The organism is Leclercia sp. (assembly GCF_036780805.1).
GTDB lineage: Bacteria > Pseudomonadota > Gammaproteobacteria > Enterobacterales > Enterobacteriaceae > Enterobacter.
Window position 1 is genome coordinate 1,734,800 of the sequence record NZ_DAIQCE010000001.1, and the last position, 25,954, is coordinate 1,760,753.

The following is a 25,954-nucleotide window of genomic DNA, read 5'->3' on the forward strand; positions in this document are numbered from 1 at the left end:
TGTCTGAAGAAAAGCAGAAGATTACTTCTTACTGGACAGCAGCGCCTGGAGATCGGTTTTCAGGGTCGACATCTGACTGGCGTACTTCTCTTTATGTTCCGCATCTTCAATCAGCTGCACGATAGTCTCTGACAAGGTTTTTCCACGGCGCTGGGCAAGCCCGGCCAGACGTTGCCAGACCATAAACTCCAGATCGATCGACTTCTTCCGGGTATGCTGATGCTCAGCATTAAAATGCCGTTTTCGCCGCGCGCGGATGGTCTGCTTCATGCGGTTCAGCAGCGCCGGATTGATGTGTTTATCTATCCAGCCGTTGACCAGAACGGGTTCGTTTTCGAGGGTCAGCAACAAATCTACAGCTTCTTTTGCAGCACTGGCTTCGAGGTAGCACGTGATCAATTCCCCTTCACGGTGTTTTTTGACCAGATACTTCCATTTCCAGCCGCTTTCGAGGTTTTCCAGTTGTTGGTATTTCATTGCGATCTCAATGTGACCGTGTAACTGTGTTCAGAATATCAGTTTTTTGGCAATCTGCTGAAAAGAAATCATATCCTGTGATACGCGGTGATGCATTCATCGCTGGAAACGCCCATTCCCTCATGGGCAGAGCCTGCGCCTTACGGTATACTCCATCGTTTTACTTCTGACTAAAAAACATCAACTTTGACCATTACGAAACTTGCATGGCGTGACCTGGTTCCGGATACCGAAAGCTATCAGGAACTGTTTACACAGCCAGATCTCGCGAAAGAACACGAATATATCCTCAGCGACACACAGCCCCGCTTGCATTACGCACTGGAGCAGGTGTTAAGCCCGTGGGCAACCTCACCATTCATGTTGTTGAAAGCGCCAGACGAAGCGGAGTACCTGAGTCTTCTGGCGGATGCCATGCGGCAGCTGCAACCAGAAACCGGGACGGTCTTTGGGGGTGAGTACAGCATTAACGGGCGTACTGTTACCTTTGAACCGGCGACCGTACCCGATGGCCGTTTTGCGGTCACAGGCAATATTGTCCCGGCGGGCTGGACAGAAGCAGAACAGCTGTTCGGCTGCCTGCGCCAGTTCAACGGCGAGTTGACCCTGCATCCCGGCCTGGTTCATCAGGCCAACGGCGGCGTGTTGCTCATCTCCCTGCGCACGCTTCTGGCCCAGCCTCTGCTGTGGATGCGTCTGAAAAACAGCGTCAGCCAGCAGCGGTTTGATTGGGTGGCGTACGATGAGTCGCGCCCTCTTCCGGTTGCCGTGCCTTCTATGCCGCTTTCACTGAAAGTGGTGCTGATTGGCGATCGCGAAGCGCTGGCCGATTTTCAGGAGATGGAACCCGAACTGGCCGACCAGGTGGTGTACAGCGAGTTCGAAGACAGCACGCAGATCGCTGACGCTGAAGATATGCTGCAATGGCTTCAGTGGGTACATGACGTCTGTGAACGCGCGCAGTTGCCAACCCCGGCGGCCGATGCCTGGCCGGTGCTGATCCGCGAAGCGGTGCGCTACACCGGCGATCAGGAGACTCTGCCGCTTTGTCCTTTGTGGCTTGGCAAGCAGCTGCGTGAAGCCGCGGCCATGACCGATGACGACACCATTTCCGGCGAACAGCTCTCCCAGATGCTGGTGCAGCGAGAGTGGCGCGAAGGCTACCTTGCCGATCGCATGCAGGACGAGATCCTGCTGGAGCAGATCCTGGTCGAAACCGAAGGTGAACGCGTCGGGCAGATCAACGCCCTGTCGGTGATTGAGTTTCCTGGCCATCCGCGCGCCTTTGGCGAGCCGTCCCGCATCAGCTGCGTCGTACACATCGGTGACGGTGAGTTTATCGACGTGGAGCGTAAAGCCGAGCTGGGCGGGAACATTCACGCCAAGGGCATGATGATCATGCAGGCTTATCTGATGTCGGAACTGCAGCTTGAGCAGCAGATCCCCTTCACTGCCTCGCTGACCTTCGAGCAGTCCTACAGCGAAGTCGATGGTGACAGCGCCTCGATGGCAGAGCTGTGCGCGTTAATCAGCGCCCTGGCCGATGCGCCGGTGAATCAGAGTATTGCCATTACCGGTTCGGTGGATCAATTTGGTCGCGCGCAGCCGGTCGGCGGTCTGAATGAGAAGATCGAAGGCTTCTTTACCGTTTGTCAGCAGCGCGGGCTAAGCGGTAAACAGGGCGTCATTATTCCCCTGCCGAACGTTCGTCATCTCAGCCTCAGTCAGGAACTGCTGACCGCGGTAGAAGAGGAGCAATTCAGCCTCTGGGCGATCGAAGACATTGCAGATGCGCTACCCTTACTGACAAACCTGGAGTGGGATGCCGAAGGGCAGACAACGCTGATGCACACCATCCAGGAACGTATTGCGCAGGCAACTCAGCAGGAAGCACGCCATCGTTATCCCTGGCCGTTACGCTGGTTGAGCTGGTTCACGCCAAACTGATCGGACTTGTTCAGCGTACACGTGTTAGCTATCCTGCGTCCTTCACTAAAATAAGGCATACTGAGAACATGGTAGATAAACGCGAATCCTATACAAAAGAAGATCTTCTTGCCTCTGGTCGCGGTGAACTGTTTGGCGCGAAAGGCCCGCAGTTACCGGCCCCGAACATGCTGATGATGGACCGTGTCGTGAAGATGACGGAAACCGGCGGCAACTTCGATAAGGGTTACGTAGAAGCAGAGCTCGATATCAACCCGGACCTGTGGTTCTTTGGTTGCCACTTTATTGGCGATCCGGTGATGCCAGGCTGCCTGGGTCTGGACGCAATGTGGCAGCTGGTTGGTTTCTACCTCGGCTGGCTGGGTGGCGAAGGCAAAGGCCGCGCCCTGGGCGTTGGCGAAGTGAAATTCACCGGTCAGGTTCTGCCGACCGCGAAAAAAGTCACCTACCGTATTCACTTCAAACGCATTGTTAACCGTCGCCTGATTATGGGCCTGGCGGATGGCGAAGTGCTGGTCGACGGGCGTCTGATCTACGCCGCAACTGACCTGAAAGTCGGCCTGTTCCAGGATACTTCCGCATTCTGATTTTTGCTTTTACACCAGCATAAAACGGCGAAACCTCCGCACTGCGGAGGTTTCTTTTTTAAAGAGACGCTATCAAGCAAGTATAGCCCTGTCTCCGATGGCATCTCGCCAGCCCCCTAACCATTGTGACCTTTGATTCAAAGTCTGATAGGGACACATTTCTTTAGAACGTCCGGCGATGCCAGCCTGATAACCACGTTGATGAGCCCTTTCAAGGCGATCTCGTTTCTGTCTCTTCATGCCTCGTTTCCCTCATTATTTGATCTGGTGGAAAAGATAACAGTGATTACAAAACGTGCAATCACAGATAACGAATACCCTGATTCCCGCTTAGCGTCAATGCGCAAAATTCACGCCAGTGTCATAAATGTGAGCTACTCAAAAGTTCATTTGTACAAAAAGTGTGATGCGGCACAAGTAACGGCCTGACCATAAAACGAAAAAAAAGCCGCAATTAGCGTTACGCTAAATGCGGCCCGGTGCGATGAATTTTACTTATGGCAGACGGGAAATCTCTCTGGCGATACTGGCAGACTCCTGCGCCCAGCCCTGCGCCAGCACCTTCACCATCTCATCATAACCATCTTTCTGCTGCTTCAGCTCCAGATGGAAAGGCCGCTTAATCAGCTGGCCCTGGTGGTTTAGCAACCACTCCCCGCTGACGATCACGCTGCCATCATAGCGACCATGGAAGTTGGTGACGTTGACGTTCAGCGTATCCTGATCGCTGCCCAGCGGCTGCGACGCTACCACCCATCCCGGCAGCTGGCTGCTGAGATTGGCGACCAGCGTGTTGCGCAGCTGCTGATCCAGCGGGCTGGCCCACAGGTTATTGTTGGCGATGACATACTGCACATCGCTGGTTTGATATACCACGCCATTACCGGCCAGGTAATCCGGTACCGCCACCTGTTCGACCCATAGCAGGCGGTTCCCCTGGCTGGCAATACTTTGTCCCCCCGCCTGCGCTGCCACCGGCAGCTGGTAATAGCTCTTGTTTTCTGCTGAGCTGCAGGCGGTCAGGAGCGCCGCCACTGCGGCAATCGTTAGCCATTTTTTCATTATTTAGCCCCCTTCGGCTCAGGGTCCTTTTTGTCTTTCGCTTCGAATACCAGCGCGTTGCTCTTGGTGTTCAGCGTCTTCAGCACCGGCTGCAGTTCACGCAGAACCTGATCGAGGCGCTGCATATCCGCCACCATCTTGTTGTACGCCGCTGAACCCGGCTGGAAGCCCTGCATACTGCGGTTCAGCTCGCGCAGCGTTTTCTGCATGTCCTGCGGCAGCTGCTGCATCGACTGGCTGGCGGTCAGCTTGTTGAGGTTATCCAGCGTTGTTTGCAGACGGCGCATTGTCGCCTGGCTCTCACTGAGCGTGTTGGTCGCCTGTTGGATCATCGGGTTGAGCGGCAGATTATTGATTTTATCCAGCGTCTCCATCAGACGCTGCTGGATCTGCGCCAGTCCCCCGCTCACGGTCGGGATGATTTTATATCCCGAAAACTCGCGGATCTCTTTGACCGGTGGCTCTTTCGGGAAGAAGTCCATATCCACGTACAACGCCCCTGTCACCAGGTTACCGGTTTTGAGCGAGCCGCGCAGGCCACGCTTCATCAACCCGTCAATATGCTGAGCGATATCTGGCGTATCACCAACCTGATTGATCAGACGCTCCGGCTCAATGCGGATCAGCACCGGAATACGGTAATCGTCATCCAGCACCTGACGCATCCCCGGCGCGAAGAACGGCACCTTGCCGACCGTACCGAGACGGATGCCACGGAATTCCACCGGCGCCCCCGGCTGCAGACCGCGGACAGAATCTTTAAAGAACATCAGGTAGTCGATATGGTCGGTATAGAGCGAATCCTGAATGTTCTTCTGGTCGTCATACAGTCTAAACGCGGTTTTTTGCGCCACCGGCTGACCCTGATCCATCCCTTCCGGCACGTCAAAACTCACCCCGCCACCGAATAGCGTGGTCAATGAACCCATCTCGACGCGCATACCCGCAGAGGTTAAGTCCACGGCGATGCCGCTATCTTTCCAGAAGCGGACGTTGCCGGTGACCAGACGATCGTTAGGCGCATTGATAAACAGCTGATAGCTGATAGTCCGTTTCGTTGCATCAAAGGTGCTGGTTTCCACGGAGCCGACACGGTAGCCGCGGAACAGCACCGGATCGCCCGGGCTCAGCTGACCGGCTTTTTTACTGTCGAGGATCACGCGGATGCCCTTCGCATCCGGCGGCGCCAGCGGCGGCGAGTCTAACAGCTGATACTCCCCCGGTTGCGAGCCCTTTTTCCCGGGCTGCAGTTCGATATAGGCCCCGGACAACAGGGTTCCCAGGCCGCTAATGCCTTCTCGCCCTACCTGCGGTTTCACCACCCAGAACACCGAGTCGCCATGGAGCAGCTTCTCCATGCCCGCGTTGAGGCGGGCTTTAATTTCTACGTGCGTCAGGTCATCGGTCAGGGTCGCACTCTCTACCACGCCTACATCCACGCTGCGGCTTTTGATGGTGGTTTTACCGCCCTCAATCCCCTCGGCGTTAGTGGTGATCAGCGTCACTTCCGGACCCTGATGGCTGTAATGATAAAACAGGATCCAGGCACCGATCAGCGCGGTCACGATGGGAAAAATCCACACCGGCGACCAGTTTTTGACCTTCTGCACTTTCGCCTCTCCACTCTTATTTTCCATGCTTTTGCTCATCCTCATGGCTCGACTCTGGCTCACGATCCCACGATAAGCGCGGATCGAAGGTCATAGCTGCAAACATGGTCATTATCACGACCAATGCAAACATTAATGCCCCTATTGCAGGGTAAATACTCATTAGCCCGCCTATCCGCACCAGTGCGGAAAGTACGGCAATCACAAACACGTCGATCATGGACCAGCGTCCGACAAACTCGACGACTTCATAAATCAAATGCATCCGCTCGCTATCCCGCTTGCCATGTCCTTTGGCATCCCAGCAGAGCCAGGCAATGGCAATCATTTTGAGCGTAGGCACCATGATACTGGCGATAAAAATTACCAGCGCCACGGGATAGGACCCCTCACCCCACAGCAGGATCACCCCGGCCATGATGGTGGAGGGCATTTCATCCCCTAGCAGATCGGTGATCATAATCGGCAGAATATTGGCAGGGAGATAGAGCATGATCGAGGTGACGAGCAGCGCCATCGTCCACTGGAGGCTGTTTTTACGCCGCACGTGCCCTTTTGTTTCGCAGCGCGGGCAGATGGCCTGGTCGGCCGGGAGAATGGCCGTGCAGCAGGTACAGCGGCGCAGGTTCTGACGGATCCCCGGCACGCCGACCCGCAGCGTTTGCGGCAGCGCCGGTGCAGGGGCGATATCGTCCCATGCCCAGCGGCGATCGACGCACTGAAATGCGCGTAGCTGCAGGACACAATACAGGCACCAGGGAATAAAACTGAGCCCTATCCCCACGTCGCCGTACGCCATCAGCTTGACGAAGCTCACCAGAATGCCGGCAAGAAAGATCTCCGCCATCCCCCAGCTTTTTAGCTGGAAAAGGATCCGCGCCAGCCAGATTTTTAATGCCGCAGGCATCTGCACGCGGTTGACGAGCAGTAAAATAATTCCCAGGCAACACGCCGGTACGATCTGGACAAACAGAAGGAAGAAGGTCCCCAGGCTGGCGTAATCTTCCGAGAACATGACGCCGGGTATCTCCAGTAAATCGACTTCACTGGTGATACCGCCCACTTTCATATAGATAAAGGGAAACAGGTTGGAGAGTAACAGCATGAACAGCGCAGCAATAGCGTAAGCAGTGGGACGCTGCCGCGGCGCGTCCCACTTGGTTGTCAGCGTTGCCCCGCATCGCGGGCATGCCGCTTTGTGTCCATGCTCGAGCGCGGGTAGCGCCACGAGCATGTCGCACTGGGAACATAAAATATGCCGATCGGCATGGTGATGTTCGGACATACTGGCTCCATGATTTACTTAAGCGCCGTTTTTCAGAGCCTCAAGATATTCCCAGCGTTCAAATGCCTCTTCCAGCGCCTGCTCAGCCTGGGCCATCTCGGCCAGAACCTTTTGCGTATGGTCATGCGGCTGGCTAAAGAATGACGCGTCGGCCACCTGAGCCTGCAAACTTTCAAGGCTGGCTTCGAGCTCTTCCAGACGCTGCGGCAAGCCTTCCAGTTCGCGCTGTAGGTTATAGCTGAGTTTGCTGCTGCTACGTTTGACCGTTTCTGCTTTGGTAACAGCCGTTTCCGTTTCACTCTTCACTTTTGACTGTTTTGTCGCCAGCGACTGCGCCTGCTGCCCACGCGCATCGTGGTAGCCGCCTACATAGCGCCCGATACGACCCTGACCTTCGAAGATCCAGCATTCGGTAACGGTGTTGTCCACGAACTGACGATCGTGGCTAACAAGCATGACCGTTCCTTGATAACTATCAATCAGTTCTTCAAGAAGTTCCAGCGTTTCTACATCAAGATCGTTTGTTGGTTCATCGAGAATCAGCAGGTTGCTGGGTTTCAGGAATAAACGCGCCAGTAACAGGCGGTTACGCTCCCCACCGGAGAGGGCACGAACCGGCGTCATCGCCCGTTTTGGATGGAACAGGAAGTCCTGCAGATAGCCCAGCACATGGCGCGGTTTCCCGTTGACCATCACTTCCTGCTTACCTTCTGCAAGGTTGTCCATCACCGTTCTGTCCGGGTCCAGCTCTGCACGGTGCTGGTCGAAGTAGGCCACTTCAAGTTTGGTGCCGCAATGGACGCGGCCGCTGTCGGCCTGCAACTGACCCAGCATCAGCTTCAGCAACGTGGTTTTGCCACAGCCGTTGGGGCCGATAAGCGCAATTTTGTCGCCGCGCTGAACCTGAGCGGAGAAGTCTTTCACCAGTACTTTGCCATCCACCTGGTAATCAACGTTCTCCATCTCGAAGACAATCTTGCCGGAGCGAGACGCTTCTTCCACCTGCATTTTCGCGGTGCCCATCACCTCACGACGTTCGCTGCGCTCATTACGCATTGCTTTCAGCGCACGCACGCGGCCTTCGTTACGGGTACGACGCGCTTTGATACCCTGACGGATCCAGACTTCTTCCTGCGCCAGCTTGCGGTCAAACTCTGCATTTTGCAGCTCTTCCACACGCAGGTTTTCCTCTTTTTCCAGCAGATAGGTGTCGTAGTCGCCAGGATAGGTCACCAGCTTGCCGCGGTCGAGATCGACAATGCGGGTCGCCATATTGCGAATGAACGAACGGTCGTGCGAGATAAAGATAATGGTGCCGTTGAAGGTTTTCAGGAACCCTTCCAGCCAGTCGATCGCTTCGATATCCAGGTGGTTAGTCGGCTCGTCGAGTAGCAGCACTTTCGGACCGCTGACCAGCGCACGAGCCAGCGCGGCTTTGCGCAGCCAGCCGCCGGAGAGTGATGCCAGCTCGGTGTCCGCTTCCAGACCTAACTGCTCCAGAACTTCAGTGATGCGACTTTCAAGCTGCCAGAGACCATGATGATCGAGCAGGTCCTGCAGGCGCGCCATTTCATTAAAGTTTTTTTCGCTCGGGTCGGTCATCACCAGATGAGAAATCTCGTGATAGCCCTTCAGATATTCGGCCTGCTCAGAGATCCCTTCGGCAACAAAATCATACACAGTGCCCGCGACGTTACGCGGTGGATCCTGCTGCAAACGAGAAACGATCAGATCCTGCTCGTAAACGATACGTCCGTCATCCAGCCCCTGTTCACGGTTAAGGATCTTCATCAGCGTGGATTTACCGGCGCCATTACGGCCTACCAGACAAACACGTTCGTTATCTTCGATATGCAGTTCAGTATTATCGAGGAGCGGTGCGTCGCTGAATGACAGCCACGCGCCATGCATACTAATTAATGACATTTACTTTTCCTTTCAGGCGGCGGTGATGAGCCAGCAGTTGTGGATCTGACGGTTACGGGCAAAGTCCTGGGACAGGGTTTTTTGACTGATCTCTTGTGCTTTCAGCCCCAGTTGTTCCAGCCCTTCGTGATCCATGCGGAAGCCGCGCTTGTTGTTCGAGAACATGATGGTGCCGCCTTTACGCAGCATCCGTTTGAGATCCTTCATCAGCGCCAGATGGTCGCGCTGTACATCAAAAGACTCTTCCATGCGTTTGGAGTTGGAGAAGGTTGGCGGATCGATAAAAATCAGATCGAACTGCTCTTCCGATTCGCGCAGCCAGCCCAGCACGTCGGCCTGCAGGAGACGGTGCGCCCGGCCGGTCAGGCCATTGAGACGCAGGTTGCGCTCTGCCCACTCCAGATAGGTGCGGGACATGTCCACAGTGGTGGTAGTGCGTGCGCCACCCAGACCCGCATGCACGCTGGCGCTGCCGGTATAGGAGAAGAGGTTCAGGAAATCCTTACCTTTGCTCATCTGGCCCAGCATGCGGCGGGCGATACGGTGGTCGAGGAACAGGCCGGTATCCAGGTAATCGGTCAGGTTGACCCACAGGCGCGCGTTATATTCGCCCACCTCGATAAACTCGCCCTTGCTGTTCATCTTCTCGTACTGATTTTTACCCTTCTGACGCTCACGCGTTTTCAGGATCAGCTTGTTTGGGGCGATGTTCAGCACGCTAATGGTCGCGGCAATGATATCCAGCATACGCTGACGCGCTTTCTGCGGATCGATGGTTTTTGGCGGAGCGTACTCCTGCACCACCACCCACTCGCCGTAGCGGTCAACCGCCACGTTGTACTCCGGCAGATCGGCGTCATACAGGCGATAGCACTCAATGCCTTCCTGCTTCGCCCATTTTTCAAATTTCTTCAGGTTTTTACGCAGACGGTTGGCGTAATCTTCCGCGATACTGGCGGGCTTGCTGTCAGCGTCTTTCTCGGTCAGATGGTAGTTCTTCTGCACGCAGTCCAGCGGGCCGTTTTTGGCTTTGAACTGACGCTCGGCGCGCAGCTGCAGGCAGCTGAGCAGCTCCGGCGAGGCGCTGAACAGGGACAGGTTCCAGCCGCCAAACAGATCCTTCATGGTGCGACCCAGCAGGCTGTGCAGGGCAATCAGCGCCGGCTCGCTGTCCAGACGTTCGCCGTATGGCGGGTTGCTGATCACCGTCCCGTACGGGCCTTTCGGCAGCGGGTTGGTGAGCTGGGAGACGTCTTTCACCTCAAAGGAGATCAGATCGCCAATCCCGGCGCGACGGGCGTTGCTGCGCGCGCGTTCAATCACGCGACTGTCGCTGTCAGAGCCGTAGAAACGGGATTCATAGGCCGCCAGTCCTGAACGGGCGCGGGTCTGCGCTTCGGCTTTCACGTCCTGCCAGGTGGCTTCGTCGTGCTGTGCCCAGCCCTTAAAGCCCCACTGGCCGCGGTGCAGGCCCGGGGCGCGGTCGGTTGCCAGCATAGCCGCTTCAATCAGCAGCGTACCGGAACCGCACATCGGATCCAGCAGCGGCGTGCCCGGCTGCCAGCCGGAACGCATCACAATGGCTGCCGCCAGGTTCTCTTTGATCGGCGCAATACCCGCCCGGTCGCGGTAGCCGCGCTGGTGCAGGCCTTCGCCACACAGATCCAGGGCGATACTGGCGATCTCTTTATTCAGGCGCACATTGATGCGCAGGTCCGGGTTTTCACGATCGACATTCGGACGCTCCAGATTTTTACGGGTAAAGCTGTCGACGATGGCATCTTTCACCTTCAGCGCGCCGTACTGGCTGTTGCGGATCTCGTCGTTCAGGCCGCTGAAGTGCACGGCAAAAGTGGCTCCGGGGGCAAAAATTTCTGTCCAGTCGATAGTCTGCACGCCCAGATAGAGATCGAGATCGCTGTAAACCTTGCACTCTCTCATCGGCAACATGATGCGTGAGGCCAGGCGACTCCACATCAGGCTCTGGTAAATAAGCCGCGTGTCGCCCTGAAAATGGACACCACCCTGAACCACCTGGCACTCTTGCGCGCCCAGGCTTTCCAGTTCAGTTTTTAACAGCTCTTCCAGCCCACGGGCCGTACTGGCAAACAGAGAATTCATATCGTCACTTTTACTCTAAGAAAATTGCTGCGCATTATAGCCAATCTGGGCTCTATGTCATAAAGTTGAGGGCTTATTTTCATTTGAGGGGACGGTGCCGTGGCGACGTTATCCAGGCTTTTCATTCATCCGGTCAAATCCATGCGCGGTATTGGGCTCACCCATGCCTTCGCAGACGTCAGCGGTTTTGCCTACGATCGCACTTTTATGGTCACCGAACCAGATGGCACATTCATTACCGCACGCCAGTTCCCGCAGATGGTTCGCTTCACCCCGGCCCCGGTGCAGGATGGTCTGCATCTCACTGCGCCGGACGGTTCCAGTAGTATCGTTCGCTTCAGCGACTTTGCGCCAGCAGATGCCCCAACCGAAGTGTGGGGCAACCACTTTACCGCGCGTATTGCCCCGGAGGCGATCAACCGCTGGCTGAGCGAGTTCTTTTCCCGCCCGGTGCAGCTCCGCTGGGTCGGGCCTGAAATGACGCGACGCGTCAAAAATTATGCTGCGGTGCCGCTGTCGTTTGCCGACGGCTTCCCGTTCCTGCTGACCAACGACGCTTCGCTGCGCGATCTGCAAAAGCGCTGCCCGGCCAGCGTGCAGATGGAGCAGTTCCGCCCGAACCTGGTGGTCACCGGCGCAACGGCCTGGGAAGAAGACACCTGGAAAGCGATCCGCATCGGCGACGTCATCTTTGACGTGGTGAAACCCTGCAGCCGTTGCATCTTTACCACCGTCAGCCCGGAAAAGGGGCAGAAGCACCCTGCCGGGGAGCCGCTGAAAACCCTGCAATCCTTCCGTACCGCCCAGGATAACGGCGATGTGGATTTCGGTCAGAACCTGATCCCGCGCACCAGCGGCGTGATCCGCGTGGGCGACGAAGTGGAAATTCTTACGACCGGGCCAGGGCGGATCTACGGCGCAGGCGCTGAGGAAGAGCCAACCGAGGTGGAGACACAGCCCGCGACGGCGGTGACCATCCAGTGGCAGGGTCAGACGATACGCGGTAATAATCAGCAGGTGTTACTGGAACAGCTTGAACAGGCCGGTATTCGCGTGCCCTATTCCTGTCGTGCGGGGATCTGCGGATGCTGTCGCATCACGCTGGTCGAAGGCGAAGTGAGTGCGCTGAAGAAATCGGCCATCGGCAGCGACGGCACTATTCTGTGCTGCAGCTGCGTACCAAAAACCTCGGTACAGCTGGAAGCCTAAACGGCCTGCTCGAGACTGAAGCTGACCGGCTGTGGTTTAAGTCGGTCATTCATCACTTTAATCGGGTCGCCCAGCTGCATAGTGCGTCCGGCGATAGTCACCGCTGGCTGCGCCAGTAAACAAAGTGCGGCGTTATCGCCCGGCTCCACCACCAGCAAATTCACCTGTTCTGCACTCTCGCTCAGGCTGGCGCAAGCGGCGTCACCGGTGACCGGCGACCAGCGCTCATTGTGAGCCAGGAAGTGCCAGCTTTTTGGCATTTGAGGTTTCAGGAAGCGGATCGCCACCAGCGCATTGAGCACCAGTTCGGCGCGTTGTTCTTTTGACAGTTCGAGATCGCGGCACTTCTCTTCAAAAGAGAAATAGAGGGCGGCATCATCGACGCAAAAACCGGTATCGGCAAAGGCGTCCGGGGTTAACATCCGGCGAGCAAAACGAGAGCGAAACAACATACCATTGGCGAGATCGAGCATCATGCGATCGTGCTCGTCACAGAAATACCAGCGCCAGTTATCGTCAGGTTTAATTCGCATCTGTCTCTCCCGTTCCCAAAACGTCCTGTCGTAAGAAAGTCCTGATTGCCGCTTCGCTTTTTTAACTTCAATAATCAAAGACTACAATGTCTAATAAAGCAACAGTCCGGGAATATAAAACAACCAGAGCTGGAAATAAAGCCCTGGTTGTCAATGATGCTAAAAGATTAGATATGATTAACGATTTCTTTAATCAGCGGCGGCCCTTTAAAAATAAAGCCGGAATATATCTGCACCAGCGAAGCGCCGGCCGCCATCTTCTCGCGCGCGGCCATGACCGAATCTATACCGCCTACGCCGATAATCGGTAGGCGACCATTTAATTCCTGCGACAGGCGGCGGATAATTTCTGTGCTTTTTAACTGCACCGGACGCCCACTCAGGCCCCCCATTTCGTCGCAATATTTCATCCCCTGAACCAGGGAACGATCGAGAGTCGTATTGGTGGCAATAACACCATCAATATTATGGCGAACCAAACTATCCGCGACCTGCGCCAGCTCTTCTTCGGTCAGATCCGGGGCGATTTTAACAGCGACCGGGACATATTTATGGTGCGTCGCCTGGAGTTCATTTTGCTTATTCTTGATGGCGAGTAATAAATCGTCGAGCGCTTCACCATATTGCAGCGTGCGCAGGCCCGGGGTGTTAGGTGAAGAGATATTCACCGCAATATACCCGGCGTAGGCATAGACTTTTTCCATACAAATCAGGTAGTCATCTTTGCCCTGCTCGACCGGCGTGTCTTTATTTTTGCCGATATTAATGCCCAGAACGCCATCGAAATGCGCTTTCTTCACGTTCTCGACCAGGTGATCGACGCCGAGGTTATTAAAGCCCATGCGGTTGATCAGCCCTTCGGCCTCGACCAGTCGGAACAGGCGCGGCTTGTCGTTACCCGGCTGCGGGCGTGGCGTGACGGTGCCAATTTCGATGGAGCCAAAGCCCATCGCACCCAGTGCATCGATGCACTCGCCGTTTTTATCCAGCCCCGCCGCCAGACCCAGTGGATTTTTAAAGGTTAATCCCATGCAGGTGACCGGCTTCTCCATCACTCTCTGGCGCACCAGCGCTTCGAGTGGGGTTCCGGTAATACGGCGTAATTGCTGGAATGTAAATTCATGAGCGCGCTCAGGATCGAGCTGGAAAAGGGCTTTACGAACGAAGGGGTAGTACATGAACTCTCCTGGATTCCCGGTGTGCAAACCGGGGGCGTATTATCTGCGATCGCAGCGGGAAAGGGAATTGACCTGCGGCAAAAAAAGCGCCGCTATACGCAATCGTTTACTTTTCACCCCTCCTTTATTCATTTTTTGGCATTTATCTTGCGGATAAATCATTTAGTGGAATAAGTCAGCGATGCCACACTGCCAACAAATGTTATCAATGTTAGATAAAAGCAAACAATTGGTTATAAGGAGCATCTATGCGCGTCATTACGTTGGCTGGCAGTCCGCGATTTCCTTCCCGCTCCAGCGCGCTGCTGGAATACGCCCGGGAGCAACTGACTTCACTGGATGTTGAGGTGTTCCACTGGAATTTGCATAACTTCGCCCCGGAAGATCTTCTCTATGCCCGCTTCGACAGCCCGGCACTGAAAACCCTGAACGAGCAGCTTAAGGATGCCGATGGGCTGATCGTCGCTACCCCGGTCTATAAAGCCTCGTTTTCCGGTGCCCTGAAAACCCTGCTCGATCTGCTGCCAGAGCGCGCGCTGGAGGGCAAAATTGTGCTGCCGCTGGCGACCGGCGGCACCGTGGCTCACCTGCTGGCGGTGGATTATGCCCTGAAGCCGGTGCTCAACGCCCTGAAGGCTCAGGAGATCCTGCACGGCGTGTTTGCCGACGACTCACAGGTGATCGACTACCAGCACAAACCTCACTTTACCCCCAACCTGCAAACCCGTCTCGACAGCGCCCTGGAGACCTTCTGGCAGGCGCTGCACCGCCGCGACGTTCAGGTTCCCGCTTTTGGTCTTCAGAAAGGAGTCGCCCATGTTTAAATCCCTTTTACGCCTGAGCCTGGCGGGCCTGGTGGTCCTCTCCGGTCTGGCGCACGCCGCCGAGCCCGCGCCCGAGAGCCTGCGTATTGGCTACCAGAAAGGCAGCATCAGCATGGTGCTGGCAAAAAGCCATCAGCTGCTGGAAAAACGCTACCCGGACACCAAATTCTCCTGGGTGGAGTTCCCGGCAGGTCCACAGATGCTGGAGGCGCTGAACGTCGGCAGTATCGATATCGGCAGCACCGGCGATATCCCGCCAATCTTCGCCCAGGCCGCCGGTGCGGATCTGGTTTACGTTGGCGTTGAGCCGCCAAAACCAAAAGCCGAAGTGATCCTTGTTCCTGAAAACAGCCCGATAAAAACCGTGGCGGATCTCAAAGGCCATAAAGTGGCTTTCCAGAAAGGCTCCAGCTCACACAATCTGTTATTGCGAGCCCTACAACAGGCGGGTCTGACCTTTAAAGATATTCAGCCAATTTATCTTTCTCCGGCGGATGCCCGCGCCGCCTTCCAACAAAATAACGTTGATGCCTGGGCAATCTGGGATCCCTACTACTCCGCGGCCCTGCTGCAGGGTGGCGTCAGGGTGTTAAAAGATGGCGAAACCCTGAAACAGACCGGCTCCTTCTATCTGGCCGCTCGCCCTTATGCGGAGAAGAACGGTGAATTTGTCCAGGGCGTACTGAATACCTTTAGCGAAGCGGATGCCCTTACTCAGAGCCAGCGTCAGGCCAGTATCGCCTTGCTGGCAAAAACGATGGGGCTCCCGGAGCCGGTCATTGCCAGCTACCTTGATCACCGCCCGCCAACCGTCATCAAACCGGTGGATGCCCATACCGCCGTGTTGCAGCAGCAAACCGCTGACCTCTTCTATGACAATCGCCTGGTGCCGAAAAAAATCGATATTCGCGACCGTATCTGGCAACCCACAGCGCAAAAAGGAGCTAAATCATGAGTCTGAATCTGTTCTGGTTTTTACCTACCCACGGTGATGGACACTATCTGGGCACCGACGAGGGCGCGCGCCCGGTGGATCATGCCTATCTCCAGCAGATTGCCCAGGCCGCAGACCGGATTGGTTTTACCGGGGTGCTGATCCCGACCGGACGCTCCTGTGAAGATGCGTGGCTGGTGGCCGCGTCGATGATACCGGTGACTCAGCGCCTGAAGTTTCTGGTCGCCCTGCGCCCGAGCGTGACTTCTCCGACGGTGGCCGCCCGCCAGGCTGCGACCCTCGACCGCCTGTCGAACGGACGCGCGCTGTTCAATCTGGTGACCGGCAGCGATCCGCAGGAGCTGGCGGGAGACGGCGTCTTCCTGGATCACACCGAGCGTTACGAAGCCTCATCTGAGTTCACCCACGTCTGGCGTCGTCTGCTGGAAGGCGAGAACGTCACCTTCGAGGGCAAACACATTCACGTTCGTGATGCCAAACTCTTCTTCCCGCCGGTTCAGCAGCCGCGTCCGCCGCTCTATTTTGGCGGTTCGTCGGACGTCGCCCAGAATCTGGCCGCCGAGCAGGTGGATCTTTACCTCACCTGGGGCGAGCCGCCGGAACTGGTTAAAGAGAAGATCGAACAGGTGCGTGCCAAAGCGGCGGCCCACGGCCGTAAGGTGCGCTTCGGCATCCGCCTGCACGTCATTGTGCGCGAAACCACTGAAGAGGCGTGGCAGGCCGCCGACCGCCTGATCGCCCATCTGGACGATGACACTATTGCCAAAGCTCAGGCCGCTTTTGCCCGCACCGATTCCGTCGGGCAGCACCGGATGGCCTCCCTGCACAACGGCAAGCGAGAAAATCTGGAGATCAGCCCGAACCTGTGGGCCGGCGTGGGGCTGGTGCGCGGCGGCGCGGGTACGGCGTTAGTGGGCGATGGCCCGACCGTGGCGGCGCGAATTAATGAATACGCCGACCTCGGTATCGACAGCTTTATTCTGTCCGGTTATCCGCATCTGGAAGAGGCTTACAAGGTGGGCGAACTGCTGTTCCCGCATCTGGATGTCGCTATTCCGCAGATCCCACAGCCGCAGCCTCTGTTGCAGCAGGGTGAAGCGGTCGCCAACGAATTTATCCCGCGTAAAGTCGCCCAGAGCTAAGGAGAACGCATGGCTAACCCATCCCGAAAATGGCTGCTGCGCATTGCGCCCTGGCTGCTCCCTGCGGGCGTCGTCGTTATCTGGCAGCTGGCATCCTCTGTGGGTTGGCTGTCGAGCCGCATTCTGCCCTCCCCGGAGGGAGTTGTGGAGGCGTTCTGGTCGCTGAGTTCCAGCGGTGAGCTGTGGCAGCACCTGGCCATCAGCTCCTGGCGCGCGGTGATTGGTTTTTCCATCGGCGGGTCGATTGGCCTGGTACTGGGCCTGATTAGCGGCCTGTCCCGCTGGGGCGAGCGTCTGCTGGACACCTCCATCCAGATGCTGCGCAACGTGCCGCACCTGGCCCTGATCCCGCTGGTGATCCTGTGGTTTGGTATCGATGAGACGGCGAAGATTTTTCTCGTCGCCCTCGGCACCCTCTTCCCGATCTATATCAACACCTGGCACGGCATTCGTAATATCGACCGCGGGCTGGTGGAGATGGCGCGCAGCTACGGCTTGTCCGGCTTCGCCCTGTTTATCCATGTGATCCTGCCGGGCGCGCTGCCCTCGATGATGGTCGGCGTGCGTTTTGCCCTTGGTCTGATGTGGCTGACGCTGATCGTGGCGGAAACCATCTCCGCTAACTCCGGTATCGGCTACCTGGCGATGAACGCCCGGGAATTCCTGCAAACCGACGTGGTGGTGGTGGCCATCGTTCTCTACGCCCTGCTCGGCAAACTGGCGGATGTCAGCGCCCAGTGGCTTGAACGTCGCTGGCTGCGCTGGAATCCGGCCTACGTGATAAAGGAGGCACACGCATGAATACGGCTCGCTTAACTCAGGGGACGCCGCTGCTGCTCAACGGCGTGACCAAACGCTACGGCGAAAACATCATTCTGAACGAACTGGAATTGCACATTCCCGCCGGGCAATTCGTGGCGGTGGTGGGCCGCAGCGGCGGCGGTAAAAGCACCCTGCTGCGCCTGCTGGCCGGGCTGGAAGCTCCGAACGGCGGGGAACTGCTGGCCGGGAATACCCCGCTGGCGGAGATCCAGGAGGATACCCGGATGATGTTCCAGGACGCGCGTCTGCTGCCGTGGAAAACGGTGATTGATAATGTCGGTCTGGGGCTGAAAGGCAACTGGAAAGCGCAGGCGTTACAGGCCCTGGCCGCCGTCGGGCTGGACAATCGCGCGGGTGAGTGGCCTGCCGCCCTGTCCGGTGGACAAAAACAGCGCGTGGCGCTGGCCAGGGCGCTGATCCATCGCCCGGGGCTGTTGCTGCTGGATGAACCGCTGGGAGCGCTGGATGCGCTGACGCGGATTGAAATGCAGGAGCTGATTGTCTCGTTATGGCAGGATCACGGCTTTACGGTGCTGCTGGTGACTCACGATGTGAGCGAAGCCGTAGCCATGGCCGACCGGGTGCTGCTGATCGAGGATGGCAAGATAGGGCTGGATCTGACGGTAGACCTTCCCCGCCCTCGTCGGGTGGGTTCGGCGCGGCTGGCGGAGCTGGAAGCGGAGGTGTTGGATCGAGTGATGAAGCGAGGGGTAACGGAGCGGCCTTTAGCAACGGCTAATGCCTGATGCCCTCACCCCGGCCCTCTCCTTTAGTCCGAGGGAGAAAACCGTTGTAAACGTAGGCCCGGTAAGCGTAGCGCCACCGGGCAGTTTTTTCTATCAGGCCAGCGCCTTACTGATCTTCTCGTACAGATCACCAGACAAGTTCTCCAGCCCTTTCAGCTGCTCCAGCGCCGCACGCATCTTCGCCTGACGGTTCGCATCGTAGCGTTTCAGACGGATCAGCGGCTCAATCAGACGTGATGCCACCTGCGGGTTACGGCTGTTGAGTTCGGTCAGCATCTCCACCATAAACTGGTAGCCGCTGCCATCTTCCGCATGGAAGGCGGCCGGGTTGCTGCTGGCGAAAGCACCAATCAGGGAACGAACGCGGTTCGGGTTGCTCAGGGTAAATGAGCGATGCTGAAGCAGGCCGCGCACCTTGTTCACCACGTCGGCGGCCGGGCTGGTGGACTGCAGAATGAACCACTTGTCCATCACCAGACCATCCTGATGCCATTTGTCGTCATACTCCTGCATCAGAGCATCACGGCACGGCAGTTCTGCGGCGACGCTTGCAGCCAGCGCGGCCAGCGCGTCGGTCATGTTATCGGCAGTGTGATACTGCTGGCTGACCAGCTCGTTGGCGAGCGCCGTCTCGCCAAACGCCAGATAGCGCAGGCAGGTGTTACGCAGCGCGCGCTTGCCGATATCGGCATGCTCAACGCGATAGGCATCCAGCTTGTTGTGGTTGTAGATAGCAAGGAACTCATCCGCCAGCTCGGCTGCCAGCGTGCGGGTCAGGGCTTCACGCACGGCCACGATCGCAATCGGGTCGATAATCTCGAACAGCTCGGCGATCTCCGTCGCGGACGGCAGGGTCAGAATTTCAGCCGCCAGCGCCGGGTCGATCTTCTCATCCAGCAGGATCGCGCGGAACGCGTCCGCAACGTGGATCGGCAGAGACAGCGGCTGGCCCTGCTGATGTCGGTTCACGTTCAGCTTGATGTAGGTTGCCAGCAGGCTCTGGGCGGCATCCCAGCGGGAGAAATCGTTGCGCGCGTGACGCATCAGGAAGGTCAGCTGCTGATCGCTCCACTTGTACTCCAGCTTAACCGGCGCGGAGAATTCGCAGAGCAGCGCAGGCACCGGCTGGAAGTAGACGTTATCAAACACGAAGGTCTGCTCGGCCTGGGTCACGTTGAGTACGTTATGCACCGGATGACCGCCTTTTTGCAGCGGGATCGCTTTGCCTTCGTTATCGTACAGCTCAATGGCGAACGGGATGTGCAGCGGGTGCTTCTCTTCCTGTTCGGCCGTTGGCGGCGTGCGCTGGCTGATGGTCAGGGTGTACTGCTCGGTTTCCGGATTGTAGTCGTCTTTGACGGTAACAATCGGCGTACCGGCCTGGCTGTACCAGCGGCGGAAGTGGGACAGATCGACGTTGGAAGCATCTTCCATCGCCTGCACGAAATCGTCGCAGGTGGCCGCGCTGCCGTCATGACGCTCGAAATAGAGCTGCATCCCTTTCTGGAAATTCACTTCGCCCAGCAGAGTGTGGATCATGCGGATGATTTCAGAACCCTTCTCATACACCGTCAGGGTGTAGAAGTTGTTCATCTCAATCACTTTGTCGGGGCGGATCGGGTGCGCCATCGGGCTGGCGTCTTCGGCAAACTGCAGGCCGCGCATGGTGCGCACGTTGTTGATGCGGTTAACCGCGCGCGAGCCGAGGTCTGAGCTGAACTCCTGATCGCGGAAGACGGTTAAGCCCTCTTTCAGGCTCAGCTGGAACCAGTCGCGGCAGGTAACGCGGTTGCCGGTCCAGTTATGGAAATATTCGTGGCCAATGACGCGCTCGATATCGAGGTAGTCTTTATCGGTGGCGGTATCGGTACGCGCCAGCACGTATTTGGAGTTAAAGACGTTGAGGCCTTTGTTCTCCATCGCGCCCATATTAAAGAAGTCGACGGCGACGATCATATAGATGTCGAGGTCGTACTCGAGGCCGAAACGCTCTTCATCCCACTTCATGGAGTTGATGAGCGAGGTCATCGCCCACGGAGCACGGTCGAGGTTGCCGCGGTCGACAAACAGCTCCAGCGCCACTTCACGGCCGGAACGGGTGGTGAAGGTGTCGCGCAGGACGTCAAAATCACCCGCCACCAGCGCAAACAGGTAGCACGGTTTCGGGAACGGATCCTGCCACTGCACCCAGTGACGACCATTTTCCAGTTCGCCTTCACCGACGCGGTTGCCGTTGGAGAGCAGGAACGGATAGGTGGCTTTATCAGCAATGATTTTGGTGGTGAAGCGGGCCAGCACGTCCGGGCGATCCAGGTACCAGGTAATGTGGCGGAAACCTTCGGCTTCACACTGGGTACAGAGCGCCACACCCGACTGGTATAACCCTTCCAGCGCGGTGTTGGACGCCGGGCTGATTTCGTTGACGATGCGTAAGGTGAAACGCTCCGGCAGGTTATCAAGCACCAGCTGGTTGTTTTCTTCTTTATAGTCAGTCCATGCGGTGTCGTTGACGTGCACCGACACTAAGGTCAGGTCTTCGCCATCCAGACGCAGCGGCACCGCCGTGGCGTTATGGCGTGTTACCTGGCTTACCGCCGTGACAACGGTTTTTGTGGCATCCAGGTCAAAAGTCAGATCGATATCGCTAATCAGGTAATCCGGCGCACGGTAGTCGTGGCGGTATTTGGCTTGAGGCTGTTGTGTCATAGAAAACCTTTTGCATCGTTTGTCGAATAACGAGTCAGTCTATTCCTGTTGTGTAAATCGCGCTATGCAGAATGTTCATCTTTTCAGTCACAAACACTCTATTTGCTACATTTGTATAACATGCGGCACGAAATGCACTCGACCCTGGCTTAGGCTTATGGTGTGATCGGGGTTCAATAAATCGCTAAACAAGGTATACTCCAGCGGTTTCAATAGTTGTTTATTGTACTAAACGCTCCCGTGAGAGGATGCTATTGCGCGCCTATGACTCGATTCGCTTCACCTGTTCTGCATACGCTGCTGGATACCGACGCGTATAAACTGCATATGCAGCAAGCTGTTTTTCACCACTACCACGACGTACAGGTTGCGGCTGAGTTCCGCTGCCGTGGTGATGATTTGCTTGGGATCTATGCTGATGCCATTCGTGAGCAAGTCGACGCTATGCAGCATCTTCGACTGCAAGATGATGAATTCCAGTGGCTTTCCGGCCTGCCTTTCTTTAAAGAAGACTACCTGCAGTGGCTGCGGAATTTCCGCTACGACCCGACCCAGGTGCAGATCAGCAATGATAACGGCAAGCTGAATATTCGTCTTGAAGGCCCGTGGCGGGAAGTGATCATGTGGGAAGTGCCGCTGCTGGCCGTGATCAGCGAGCTGGTGCACCGCTTCCGTACCCCGGAGGCCAGCGTTGAGCAGGCGCTGTCTGAACTGGAACGCAAGCTGGTTGATTTTTCCCGGCTGACCGAATCGCTGGATATGTCGCGTTTCCGGCTGATGGATTTTGGCACCCGCCGCCGTTTCTCCCGCGAGGTGCAGCAGGCTATCGTTGAGCGTCTGCAGCAGGAACCGTGGTTTGTCGGCACCAGCAATTACGATCTGGCCCGCCGTCTGAACCTGACCCCGATGGGCACCCAGGCGCATGAGTGGTTCCAGGCGCATCAGCAGATCAGCCCGGAACTGGCGACCAGCCAGCGTGCGGCGCTGGCGGCATGGCTTGACGAGTACCCGAACCAGCTCGGCATCGCTTTAACCGACTGCATTACCATGGACGCCTTCCTGCGCGATTTCGGCCCGGAGTTCGCCACGGCCTATCAGGGGCTGCGCCATGACTCCGGCGATCCGCAGGAGTGGGGTGAGAAAGCCATTGCCCATTATCAGAAACTGGGCATCGACCCGATGAGCAAAGTGCTGGTCTTCTCCGATAACCTCGACCTGCCAAAAGCGGTAGGCCTGTACCGGCACTTCTCCTCGCGCATCAATCTGGGCTTTGGCATCGGCACTCGTTTGACCTGCGATATCCCCCAGGTAAAACCGCTGAATATCGTCATTAAGCTGGTGGAATGTAACGGCAAGCCGGTGGCAAAACTCTCCGACAGCCCGGGCAAAACCATTTGCCATGATAAAGCCTTCGTGCGGGCGCTGCGCAAAGCGTTCGACCTGCCGCAGGTAAAAATAGCCAGTTAATCCCTTCCGGGAGCCTGCCGGGCTCCCTTCCCTTATTTATTTCCTATTTCTTCTCCTGTCATTGCGAATTCTGCTTGTCTGATGGCGGATGCCAGGTAACATAGATATCCCCCATTGAAGGGGATACAGATTTTATTTTTGGACTACATAGAGAGACTATTATGAGCGTTGTGCCTGTAGCCGACGTACTCCAGGGCCGCGTTACCGTTGACAGCGAAGTCACCGTGCGCGGATGGGTGCGTACCCGCCGAGATTCAAAAGCTGGCTTTTCTTTCCTCGCCGTTTATGACGGTTCCTGCTTTGATCCTGTACAGGCCGTTATTAATAATTCTCTGCCCAATTACAATCAGGAAGTGCTGCGTCTGACCACCGGCTGTTCCGTGGTGGTCACCGGCAAAATCGTGGCCTCTCAGGGTCAGGGCCAGAGCTATGAACTGCAGGCCACCTCGATTGAAGTGACCGGCTGGGTTGAAGATCCGGATACCTATCCGATGGCGGCAAAACGCCACAGCATCGAGTATCTGCGTGAAGTGGCTCACCTGCGCCCGCGTACCAACATGATTGGTGCCGTGGCCCGTGTTCGTCACACCCTGGCGCAGGCGCTGCATCGTTTCTTTGACGAGCAGGGTTACTTCTGGGTCTCCACCCCGCTGATCACCGCCTCGGACACCGAAGGCGCCGGCGAAATGTTCCGCGTCTCCACGCTGGACATGGAAAACCTGCCGCGCACGCCGGAAGGCAAAGTGGACTACGACAAAGATTTCTTTGGCAAAGAGTCCTTCCTGACCGTATCTGGCCAGCTGAACGGTGAAACCTACGCCTGTGCACTGTCCAAAATCTACACCTTCGGCCCAACCTTCCGTGCCGAGAACTCCAATACCAGCCGCCATCTGGCGGAATTCTGGATGCTGGAGCCGGAAGTGGCCTTTGCCAACCTCGATGACGTGGCTGGCCTGGCGGAAGCGATGCTGAAGTATGTCTTTAATGCGGTGCTGACCGAGCGCGCAGACGACATGAAATTCTTCGCCGAGCGCGTCGACAGCGATGCTATCTCCCGTCTGGAACGTTTCGTCTCTGCTGATTTCGCCCAGGTTGATTACACTGATGCGGTTTCGATCCTCGAAACCTGCGGGCAGAAATTCGAGAACCCGGTTTACTGGGGCGTTGACCTCTCCTCCGAGCACGAACGCTACCTGGCCGAGAAACACTTCAAAGCCCCGGTGGTTGTAAAAAACTATCCGAAAGACATTAAGGCGTTCTATATGCGCCTTAACGAAGATGGCAAAACCGTTGCCGCGATGGACGTGCTTGCCCCAGGTATCGGTGAAATCATCGGTGGTTCGCAGCGTGAAGAGCGTCTGGATGTGTTGGATGCGCGTATGGCGGAGATGGGCCTCAACAAAGAGGACTACTGGTGGTACCGCGATTTACGTCGTTACGGCACCGTGCCGCACTCCGGTTTCGGTCTCGGCTTCGAGCGTCTGATCGCTTACGTGACCGGCGTTCAGAACGTGCGTGATGTCATTCCTTTCCCGCGTACCCCGCGCAGCGCTACATTCTGATTAAGTAATACTCAATGGCCAGCAGAAGCTGGCCATTATTTTATCCTGCACTGTCAACTTATGTCAGTTGAAAGTCATCATCCTTAAAGAGCAACCCCGCAAAATCCTCTTCACTGTTACGCTTTATTTCCATGAAATATCTTTGCACACAAAATAAACCGTAGTCTTATTGCGCCTAATACCTTCCTGAAGCTTTAGCACACTTTTTGTGCAAAAACCCGGCTATCCAGATGTCCATCTTCAGGGATAAGAAAAATAGTGCGCTAATGCTTCGGATCATAAAAAAAGTCATTAGCTAAAATTAAGATAAGCAATTCATATAGATAGAATTAGTGAAGCTTTATTTTTCGCCACTCAACTCTGAACTTTGAGATGCCTCACAAAGTTCCTCAAAATACACGTTTTGTTACACATATTTTCTTCTTGTAACCGATTCTTTATCTTTGTAGCACTTTCAGGGTGGCGAAACGGTTATTTGAATGGAAAGATGCCTGTCAGATACATAAAGACACCAAACTCTCATCAATAGTTCCGGAAATATTTATTGACAGAATTTATTGACGGCAGTGGCGAGTGTCATAAAAAAACCAATGAGGGTAATAAATAATGATGAAGCGCAATATCCTGGCAGTGGTTATCCCTGCCCTGCTGGCAGCCGGTGCAGCTAACGCAGCAGAAATCTATAACAAAAACGCTAACAAGCTGGACTTCTACGGTAAAGCTGTAGGTGAGCACATCTGGACCACCAACGGTAACACCGGTAACGAAGACACCACCTATGCCCGTATCGGCTTCAAAGGTGAAACCCAGATCAACGACCAGATCACTGGTTACGGTCACTGGGAATACAACATGGACGCATCCAGCACTGAAGGTTCTCAGGGTACTAAAACCCGTCTGGCCTTCGCTGGTCTGAACTTCGGTGATGCCGGTTCTATCGACTACGGTCGTAACTACGGCGCTATCTATGACGTCGGCGCTTACACCGATATGCTGGTTGAATGGGGCGGTGACTCCTGGGTTGCTACCGACAACTTCATGAACGGTCGTTCTACCGGCCTGCTGACCTACCGTAACAGCAACTTCTTTGGTCTGGTTGACGGTCTGAGCTTCGCGCTGCAGTATCAGGGCAAAAACGAGCGTAACAGCCCAGTTACCGTTAACTACAACGATAACAATGGCACAGCACAGTCTGTTAACCTGAGCGGTAACGGCGCGAAAGCAAACGGCGACGGCTTCAGCTCCGCTGTACAGTATGATTTCGGTGAAGGCTTCGCAATCTCCGCAGGTTATGAAACTGCTGACCGTACCGACGCGCAGGAAAACCCAAGAACTCTGTCTACTCCAGCGGGCACCGTTTACAGCGCAAGTGCTGGCGGTGAGCGTGCTGAAGCATGGGCAACTGCTGCTAAATACGATGCGAACAACATCTATGCTGCGGTTTCTTACGCTCAGACTTACAACATGACTCGCGAGCCTGACAGCAACTTCGCTAACAAAACCCAGAACATCGAAGCTGTAGTTCAGTACCAGTTCGACTTCGGTCTGCGTCCATCCGTGGGCTACGTCCAGTCTAAAGGTAAAGACCTGCTGGCACGTCCGGGCTTTGCTGGTGGCGATGCGGATCTGGTTAAATACGTCGAAGTGGGTACCTGGTACTACTTCAACAAAAACATGAACGTGTACGCTGCGTACAAATTCAACCTGCTGGACGACAACAACTACTCTGAAGCTACCGGTCTGGCGACTGACGACCAGGCAGCTGTTGGTATCGTTTACCAGTTCTAATCAGTAC

The 25,954-nt window shown here is 56.1% G+C and carries 21 protein-coding genes; 11 read left to right on the forward strand and 10 right to left on the reverse strand.

Features of this window, described 5'->3' with window-relative positions:
• Positions 1-21: 21 nt before the first annotated feature.
• Complete coding sequence (gene matP / locus V7Q49_RS08280) at positions 22-477, reverse strand: macrodomain Ter protein MatP (RefSeq protein ID WP_333850238.1); 456 nt, start codon at positions 475-477, stop codon at positions 22-24.
• 186 nt (positions 478-663) lie between these two features.
• Between matP and V7Q49_RS08285 the strand changes: the two genes are divergently transcribed.
• Together V7Q49_RS08285 and fabA are read left to right on the forward strand one after the other, a co-directional pair.
• Complete coding sequence (locus V7Q49_RS08285) at positions 664-2,424, forward strand: Lon protease family protein (RefSeq protein WP_333850239.1); 1,761 nt, start codon at positions 664-666, stop codon at positions 2,422-2,424.
• A gap of 68 nt (positions 2,425-2,492) precedes the next feature.
• Complete coding sequence (gene fabA / locus V7Q49_RS08290; RefSeq protein ID WP_271269456.1) at positions 2,493-3,011, forward strand: 3-hydroxyacyl-[acyl-carrier-protein] dehydratase FabA; 519 nt, start codon at positions 2,493-2,495, stop codon at positions 3,009-3,011.
• Positions 3,012-3,083: 72 nt separating this feature from the next.
• Here the strand turns inward: fabA and rmf are convergent, their stop codons facing one another.
• From rmf to rlmKL, 6 genes are all read right to left on the reverse strand, one after another.
• Entirely contained in the window at positions 3,084-3,251 is a 168-nt protein-coding gene (gene rmf, locus V7Q49_RS08295) for a ribosome modulation factor (protein WP_333850240.1), read from the reverse strand.
• A 255-nt stretch (positions 3,252-3,506) separates the two neighbouring features.
• A complete protein-coding gene (gene pqiC / locus V7Q49_RS08300) occupies positions 3,507-4,073 on the reverse strand; it encodes a membrane integrity-associated transporter subunit PqiC (RefSeq protein WP_333850241.1) in 567 nt (188 codons plus the stop codon).
• Entirely contained in the window at positions 4,073-5,710 is a 1,638-nt protein-coding gene (gene pqiB / locus V7Q49_RS08305) for an intermembrane transport protein PqiB (RefSeq protein WP_333850242.1), read from the reverse strand. The genes pqiC and pqiB overlap by 1 nt, the downstream gene beginning before the upstream one ends.
• Positions 5,700-6,968: a membrane integrity-associated transporter subunit PqiA gene (gene pqiA / locus V7Q49_RS08310; protein ID WP_333850243.1), complete on the reverse strand. Its 1,269-nt coding sequence runs from the start codon at positions 6,966-6,968 to the stop codon at positions 5,700-5,702. The genes pqiB and pqiA overlap by 11 nt, the downstream gene beginning before the upstream one ends.
• Before the next feature lie 18 nt (positions 6,969-6,986).
• Positions 6,987-8,894, reverse strand: a complete 1,908-nt coding sequence (locus V7Q49_RS08315; protein ID WP_333850244.1) for an ABC transporter ATP-binding protein — start codon at positions 8,892-8,894, stop codon at positions 6,987-6,989.
• Between the two features lie 12 nt (positions 8,895-8,906).
• Positions 8,907-11,015, reverse strand: coding sequence for a bifunctional 23S rRNA (guanine(2069)-N(7))-methyltransferase RlmK/23S rRNA (guanine(2445)-N(2))-methyltransferase RlmL (gene rlmKL, locus V7Q49_RS08320; RefSeq protein WP_333850245.1), 2,109 nt, complete (start codon positions 11,013-11,015; stop codon positions 8,907-8,909).
• 99 nt (positions 11,016-11,114) lie between these two features.
• On the opposite strand from rlmKL, the gene V7Q49_RS08325 reads away from it, so the two are divergent.
• Positions 11,115-12,224, forward strand: a complete 1,110-nt coding sequence (locus V7Q49_RS08325) for a YcbX family protein (protein ID WP_333850246.1) — start codon at positions 11,115-11,117, stop codon at positions 12,222-12,224.
• Here V7Q49_RS08325 and zapC read toward each other — a convergent pair.
• Complete coding sequence (zapC, locus tag V7Q49_RS08330; protein WP_333850247.1) at positions 12,221-12,757, reverse strand: cell division protein ZapC; 537 nt, start codon at positions 12,755-12,757, stop codon at positions 12,221-12,223. The two genes, V7Q49_RS08325 and zapC, sit on opposite strands and share 4 nt — an antisense overlap.
• 167 nt (positions 12,758-12,924) lie before the next feature.
• Positions 12,925-13,935, reverse strand: coding sequence for a quinone-dependent dihydroorotate dehydrogenase (gene pyrD, locus V7Q49_RS08335; RefSeq protein WP_333850248.1), 1,011 nt, complete (start codon positions 13,933-13,935; stop codon positions 12,925-12,927).
• Between the two features lie 248 nt (positions 13,936-14,183).
• Between pyrD and ssuE the strand changes: the two genes are divergently transcribed.
• The 5 genes from ssuE to ssuB are packed head-to-tail and all read left to right on the forward strand — an operon-like array spanning position 14,184 to position 18,424.
• Positions 14,184-14,759 (forward strand): NADPH-dependent FMN reductase, encoded by a 576-nt coding sequence (ssuE, locus tag V7Q49_RS08340; protein ID WP_307763986.1) that lies wholly within the window; start codon positions 14,184-14,186, stop codon positions 14,757-14,759.
• Positions 14,752-15,714 carry a sulfonate ABC transporter substrate-binding protein gene (locus V7Q49_RS08345; RefSeq protein WP_333850249.1) on the forward strand — a complete coding sequence of 321 codons (963 nt, stop codon included), beginning with the start codon at positions 14,752-14,754 and terminating at the stop codon, positions 15,712-15,714. The genes ssuE and V7Q49_RS08345 overlap by 8 nt, the downstream gene beginning before the upstream one ends.
• Positions 15,711-16,856, forward strand: coding sequence for an FMNH2-dependent alkanesulfonate monooxygenase (gene ssuD / locus V7Q49_RS08350; protein WP_333850250.1), 1,146 nt, complete (start codon positions 15,711-15,713; stop codon positions 16,854-16,856). Before V7Q49_RS08345 ends, ssuD begins: the two co-directional genes overlap by 4 nt.
• Before the next feature lie 9 nt (positions 16,857-16,865).
• Entirely contained in the window at positions 16,866-17,657 is a 792-nt protein-coding gene (gene ssuC, locus V7Q49_RS08355) for an aliphatic sulfonate ABC transporter permease SsuC (RefSeq protein ID WP_333850251.1), read from the forward strand.
• A complete protein-coding gene (gene ssuB, locus V7Q49_RS08360; RefSeq protein WP_333850252.1) occupies positions 17,654-18,424 on the forward strand; it encodes an aliphatic sulfonates ABC transporter ATP-binding protein in 771 nt (256 codons plus the stop codon). The genes ssuC and ssuB overlap by 4 nt, the downstream gene beginning before the upstream one ends.
• Before the next feature lie 93 nt (positions 18,425-18,517).
• On the opposite strand, the gene pepN is transcribed toward ssuB, so the two are convergent.
• On the reverse strand, positions 18,518-21,130 hold the full coding sequence (gene pepN, locus V7Q49_RS08365; RefSeq protein ID WP_333850253.1) for an aminopeptidase N: 2,613 nt from the start codon (positions 21,128-21,130) through the stop codon (positions 18,518-18,520).
• Positions 21,131-21,394: 264 nt separating this feature from the next.
• Between pepN and pncB the strand changes: the two genes are divergently transcribed.
• The 3 genes from pncB to V7Q49_RS08380 all read left to right on the forward strand — a co-directional run bounded on the left by pncB (position 21,395) and on the right by V7Q49_RS08380 (position 25,947).
• Complete coding sequence (gene pncB, locus V7Q49_RS08370) at positions 21,395-22,597, forward strand: nicotinate phosphoribosyltransferase (protein WP_333850254.1); 1,203 nt, start codon at positions 21,395-21,397, stop codon at positions 22,595-22,597.
• A gap of 161 nt (positions 22,598-22,758) precedes the next feature.
• Positions 22,759-24,159: an asparagine--tRNA ligase gene (gene asnS, locus V7Q49_RS08375; protein WP_333850255.1), complete on the forward strand. Its 1,401-nt coding sequence runs from the start codon at positions 22,759-22,761 to the stop codon at positions 24,157-24,159.
• 609 nt (positions 24,160-24,768) lie between these two features.
• On the forward strand, positions 24,769-25,947 hold the full coding sequence (locus tag V7Q49_RS08380; protein ID WP_442913061.1) for a porin: 1,179 nt from the start codon (positions 24,769-24,771) through the stop codon (positions 25,945-25,947).
• The last annotated feature ends 7 nt before the right edge of the window (positions 25,948-25,954 follow it).

Excerpts from the sequence above, each read along its gene's own strand:
- V7Q49_RS08345 (WP_333850249.1), top strand. The coding sequence starts at position 14,752 with ATGTTTAAATCCCTTTTACGCCTGAGCCTGGCGGGCCTGGTGGTCCTC.
- V7Q49_RS08315 (WP_333850244.1), bottom strand. The coding sequence starts at position 8,894 with ATGTCATTAATTAGTATGCATGGCGCGTGGCTGTCATTCAGCGACGCA.
- ssuE (WP_307763986.1), top strand. The coding sequence starts at position 14,184 with ATGCGCGTCATTACGTTGGCTGGCAGTCCGCGATTTCCTTCCCGCTCC.
- fabA (WP_271269456.1), top strand. The coding sequence starts at position 2,493 with ATGGTAGATAAACGCGAATCCTATACAAAAGAAGATCTTCTTGCCTCT.
- pqiC (WP_333850241.1), bottom strand. The coding sequence starts at position 4,073 with ATGAAAAAATGGCTAACGATTGCCGCAGTGGCGGCGCTCCTGACCGCC.
- asnS (WP_333850255.1), top strand. The coding sequence starts at position 22,759 with ATGAGCGTTGTGCCTGTAGCCGACGTACTCCAGGGCCGCGTTACCGTT.
- zapC (WP_333850247.1), bottom strand. The coding sequence starts at position 12,757 with ATGCGAATTAAACCTGACGATAACTGGCGCTGGTATTTCTGTGACGAG.
- matP (WP_333850238.1), bottom strand. The coding sequence starts at position 477 with ATGAAATACCAACAACTGGAAAACCTCGAAAGCGGCTGGAAATGGAAG.
- pncB (WP_333850254.1), top strand. The coding sequence starts at position 21,395 with ATGACTCGATTCGCTTCACCTGTTCTGCATACGCTGCTGGATACCGAC.
- rmf (WP_333850240.1), bottom strand. The coding sequence starts at position 3,251 with ATGAAGAGACAGAAACGAGATCGCCTTGAAAGGGCTCATCAACGTGGT.
- V7Q49_RS08380 (WP_442913061.1), top strand. The coding sequence starts at position 24,769 with ATGAAGCGCAATATCCTGGCAGTGGTTATCCCTGCCCTGCTGGCAGCC.
- pyrD (WP_333850248.1), bottom strand. The coding sequence starts at position 13,935 with ATGTACTACCCCTTCGTTCGTAAAGCCCTTTTCCAGCTCGATCCTGAG.
- pqiB (WP_333850242.1), bottom strand. The coding sequence starts at position 5,710 with ATGGAAAATAAGAGTGGAGAGGCGAAAGTGCAGAAGGTCAAAAACTGG.
- ssuD (WP_333850250.1), top strand. The coding sequence starts at position 15,711 with ATGAGTCTGAATCTGTTCTGGTTTTTACCTACCCACGGTGATGGACAC.
- rlmKL (WP_333850245.1), bottom strand. The coding sequence starts at position 11,015 with ATGAATTCTCTGTTTGCCAGTACGGCCCGTGGGCTGGAAGAGCTGTTA.
- ssuC (WP_333850251.1), top strand. The coding sequence starts at position 16,866 with ATGGCTAACCCATCCCGAAAATGGCTGCTGCGCATTGCGCCCTGGCTG.
- pqiA (WP_333850243.1), bottom strand. The coding sequence starts at position 6,968 with ATGTCCGAACATCACCATGCCGATCGGCATATTTTATGTTCCCAGTGC.
- ssuB (WP_333850252.1), top strand. The coding sequence starts at position 17,654 with ATGAATACGGCTCGCTTAACTCAGGGGACGCCGCTGCTGCTCAACGGC.
- pepN (WP_333850253.1), bottom strand. The coding sequence starts at position 21,130 with ATGACACAACAGCCTCAAGCCAAATACCGCCACGACTACCGTGCGCCG.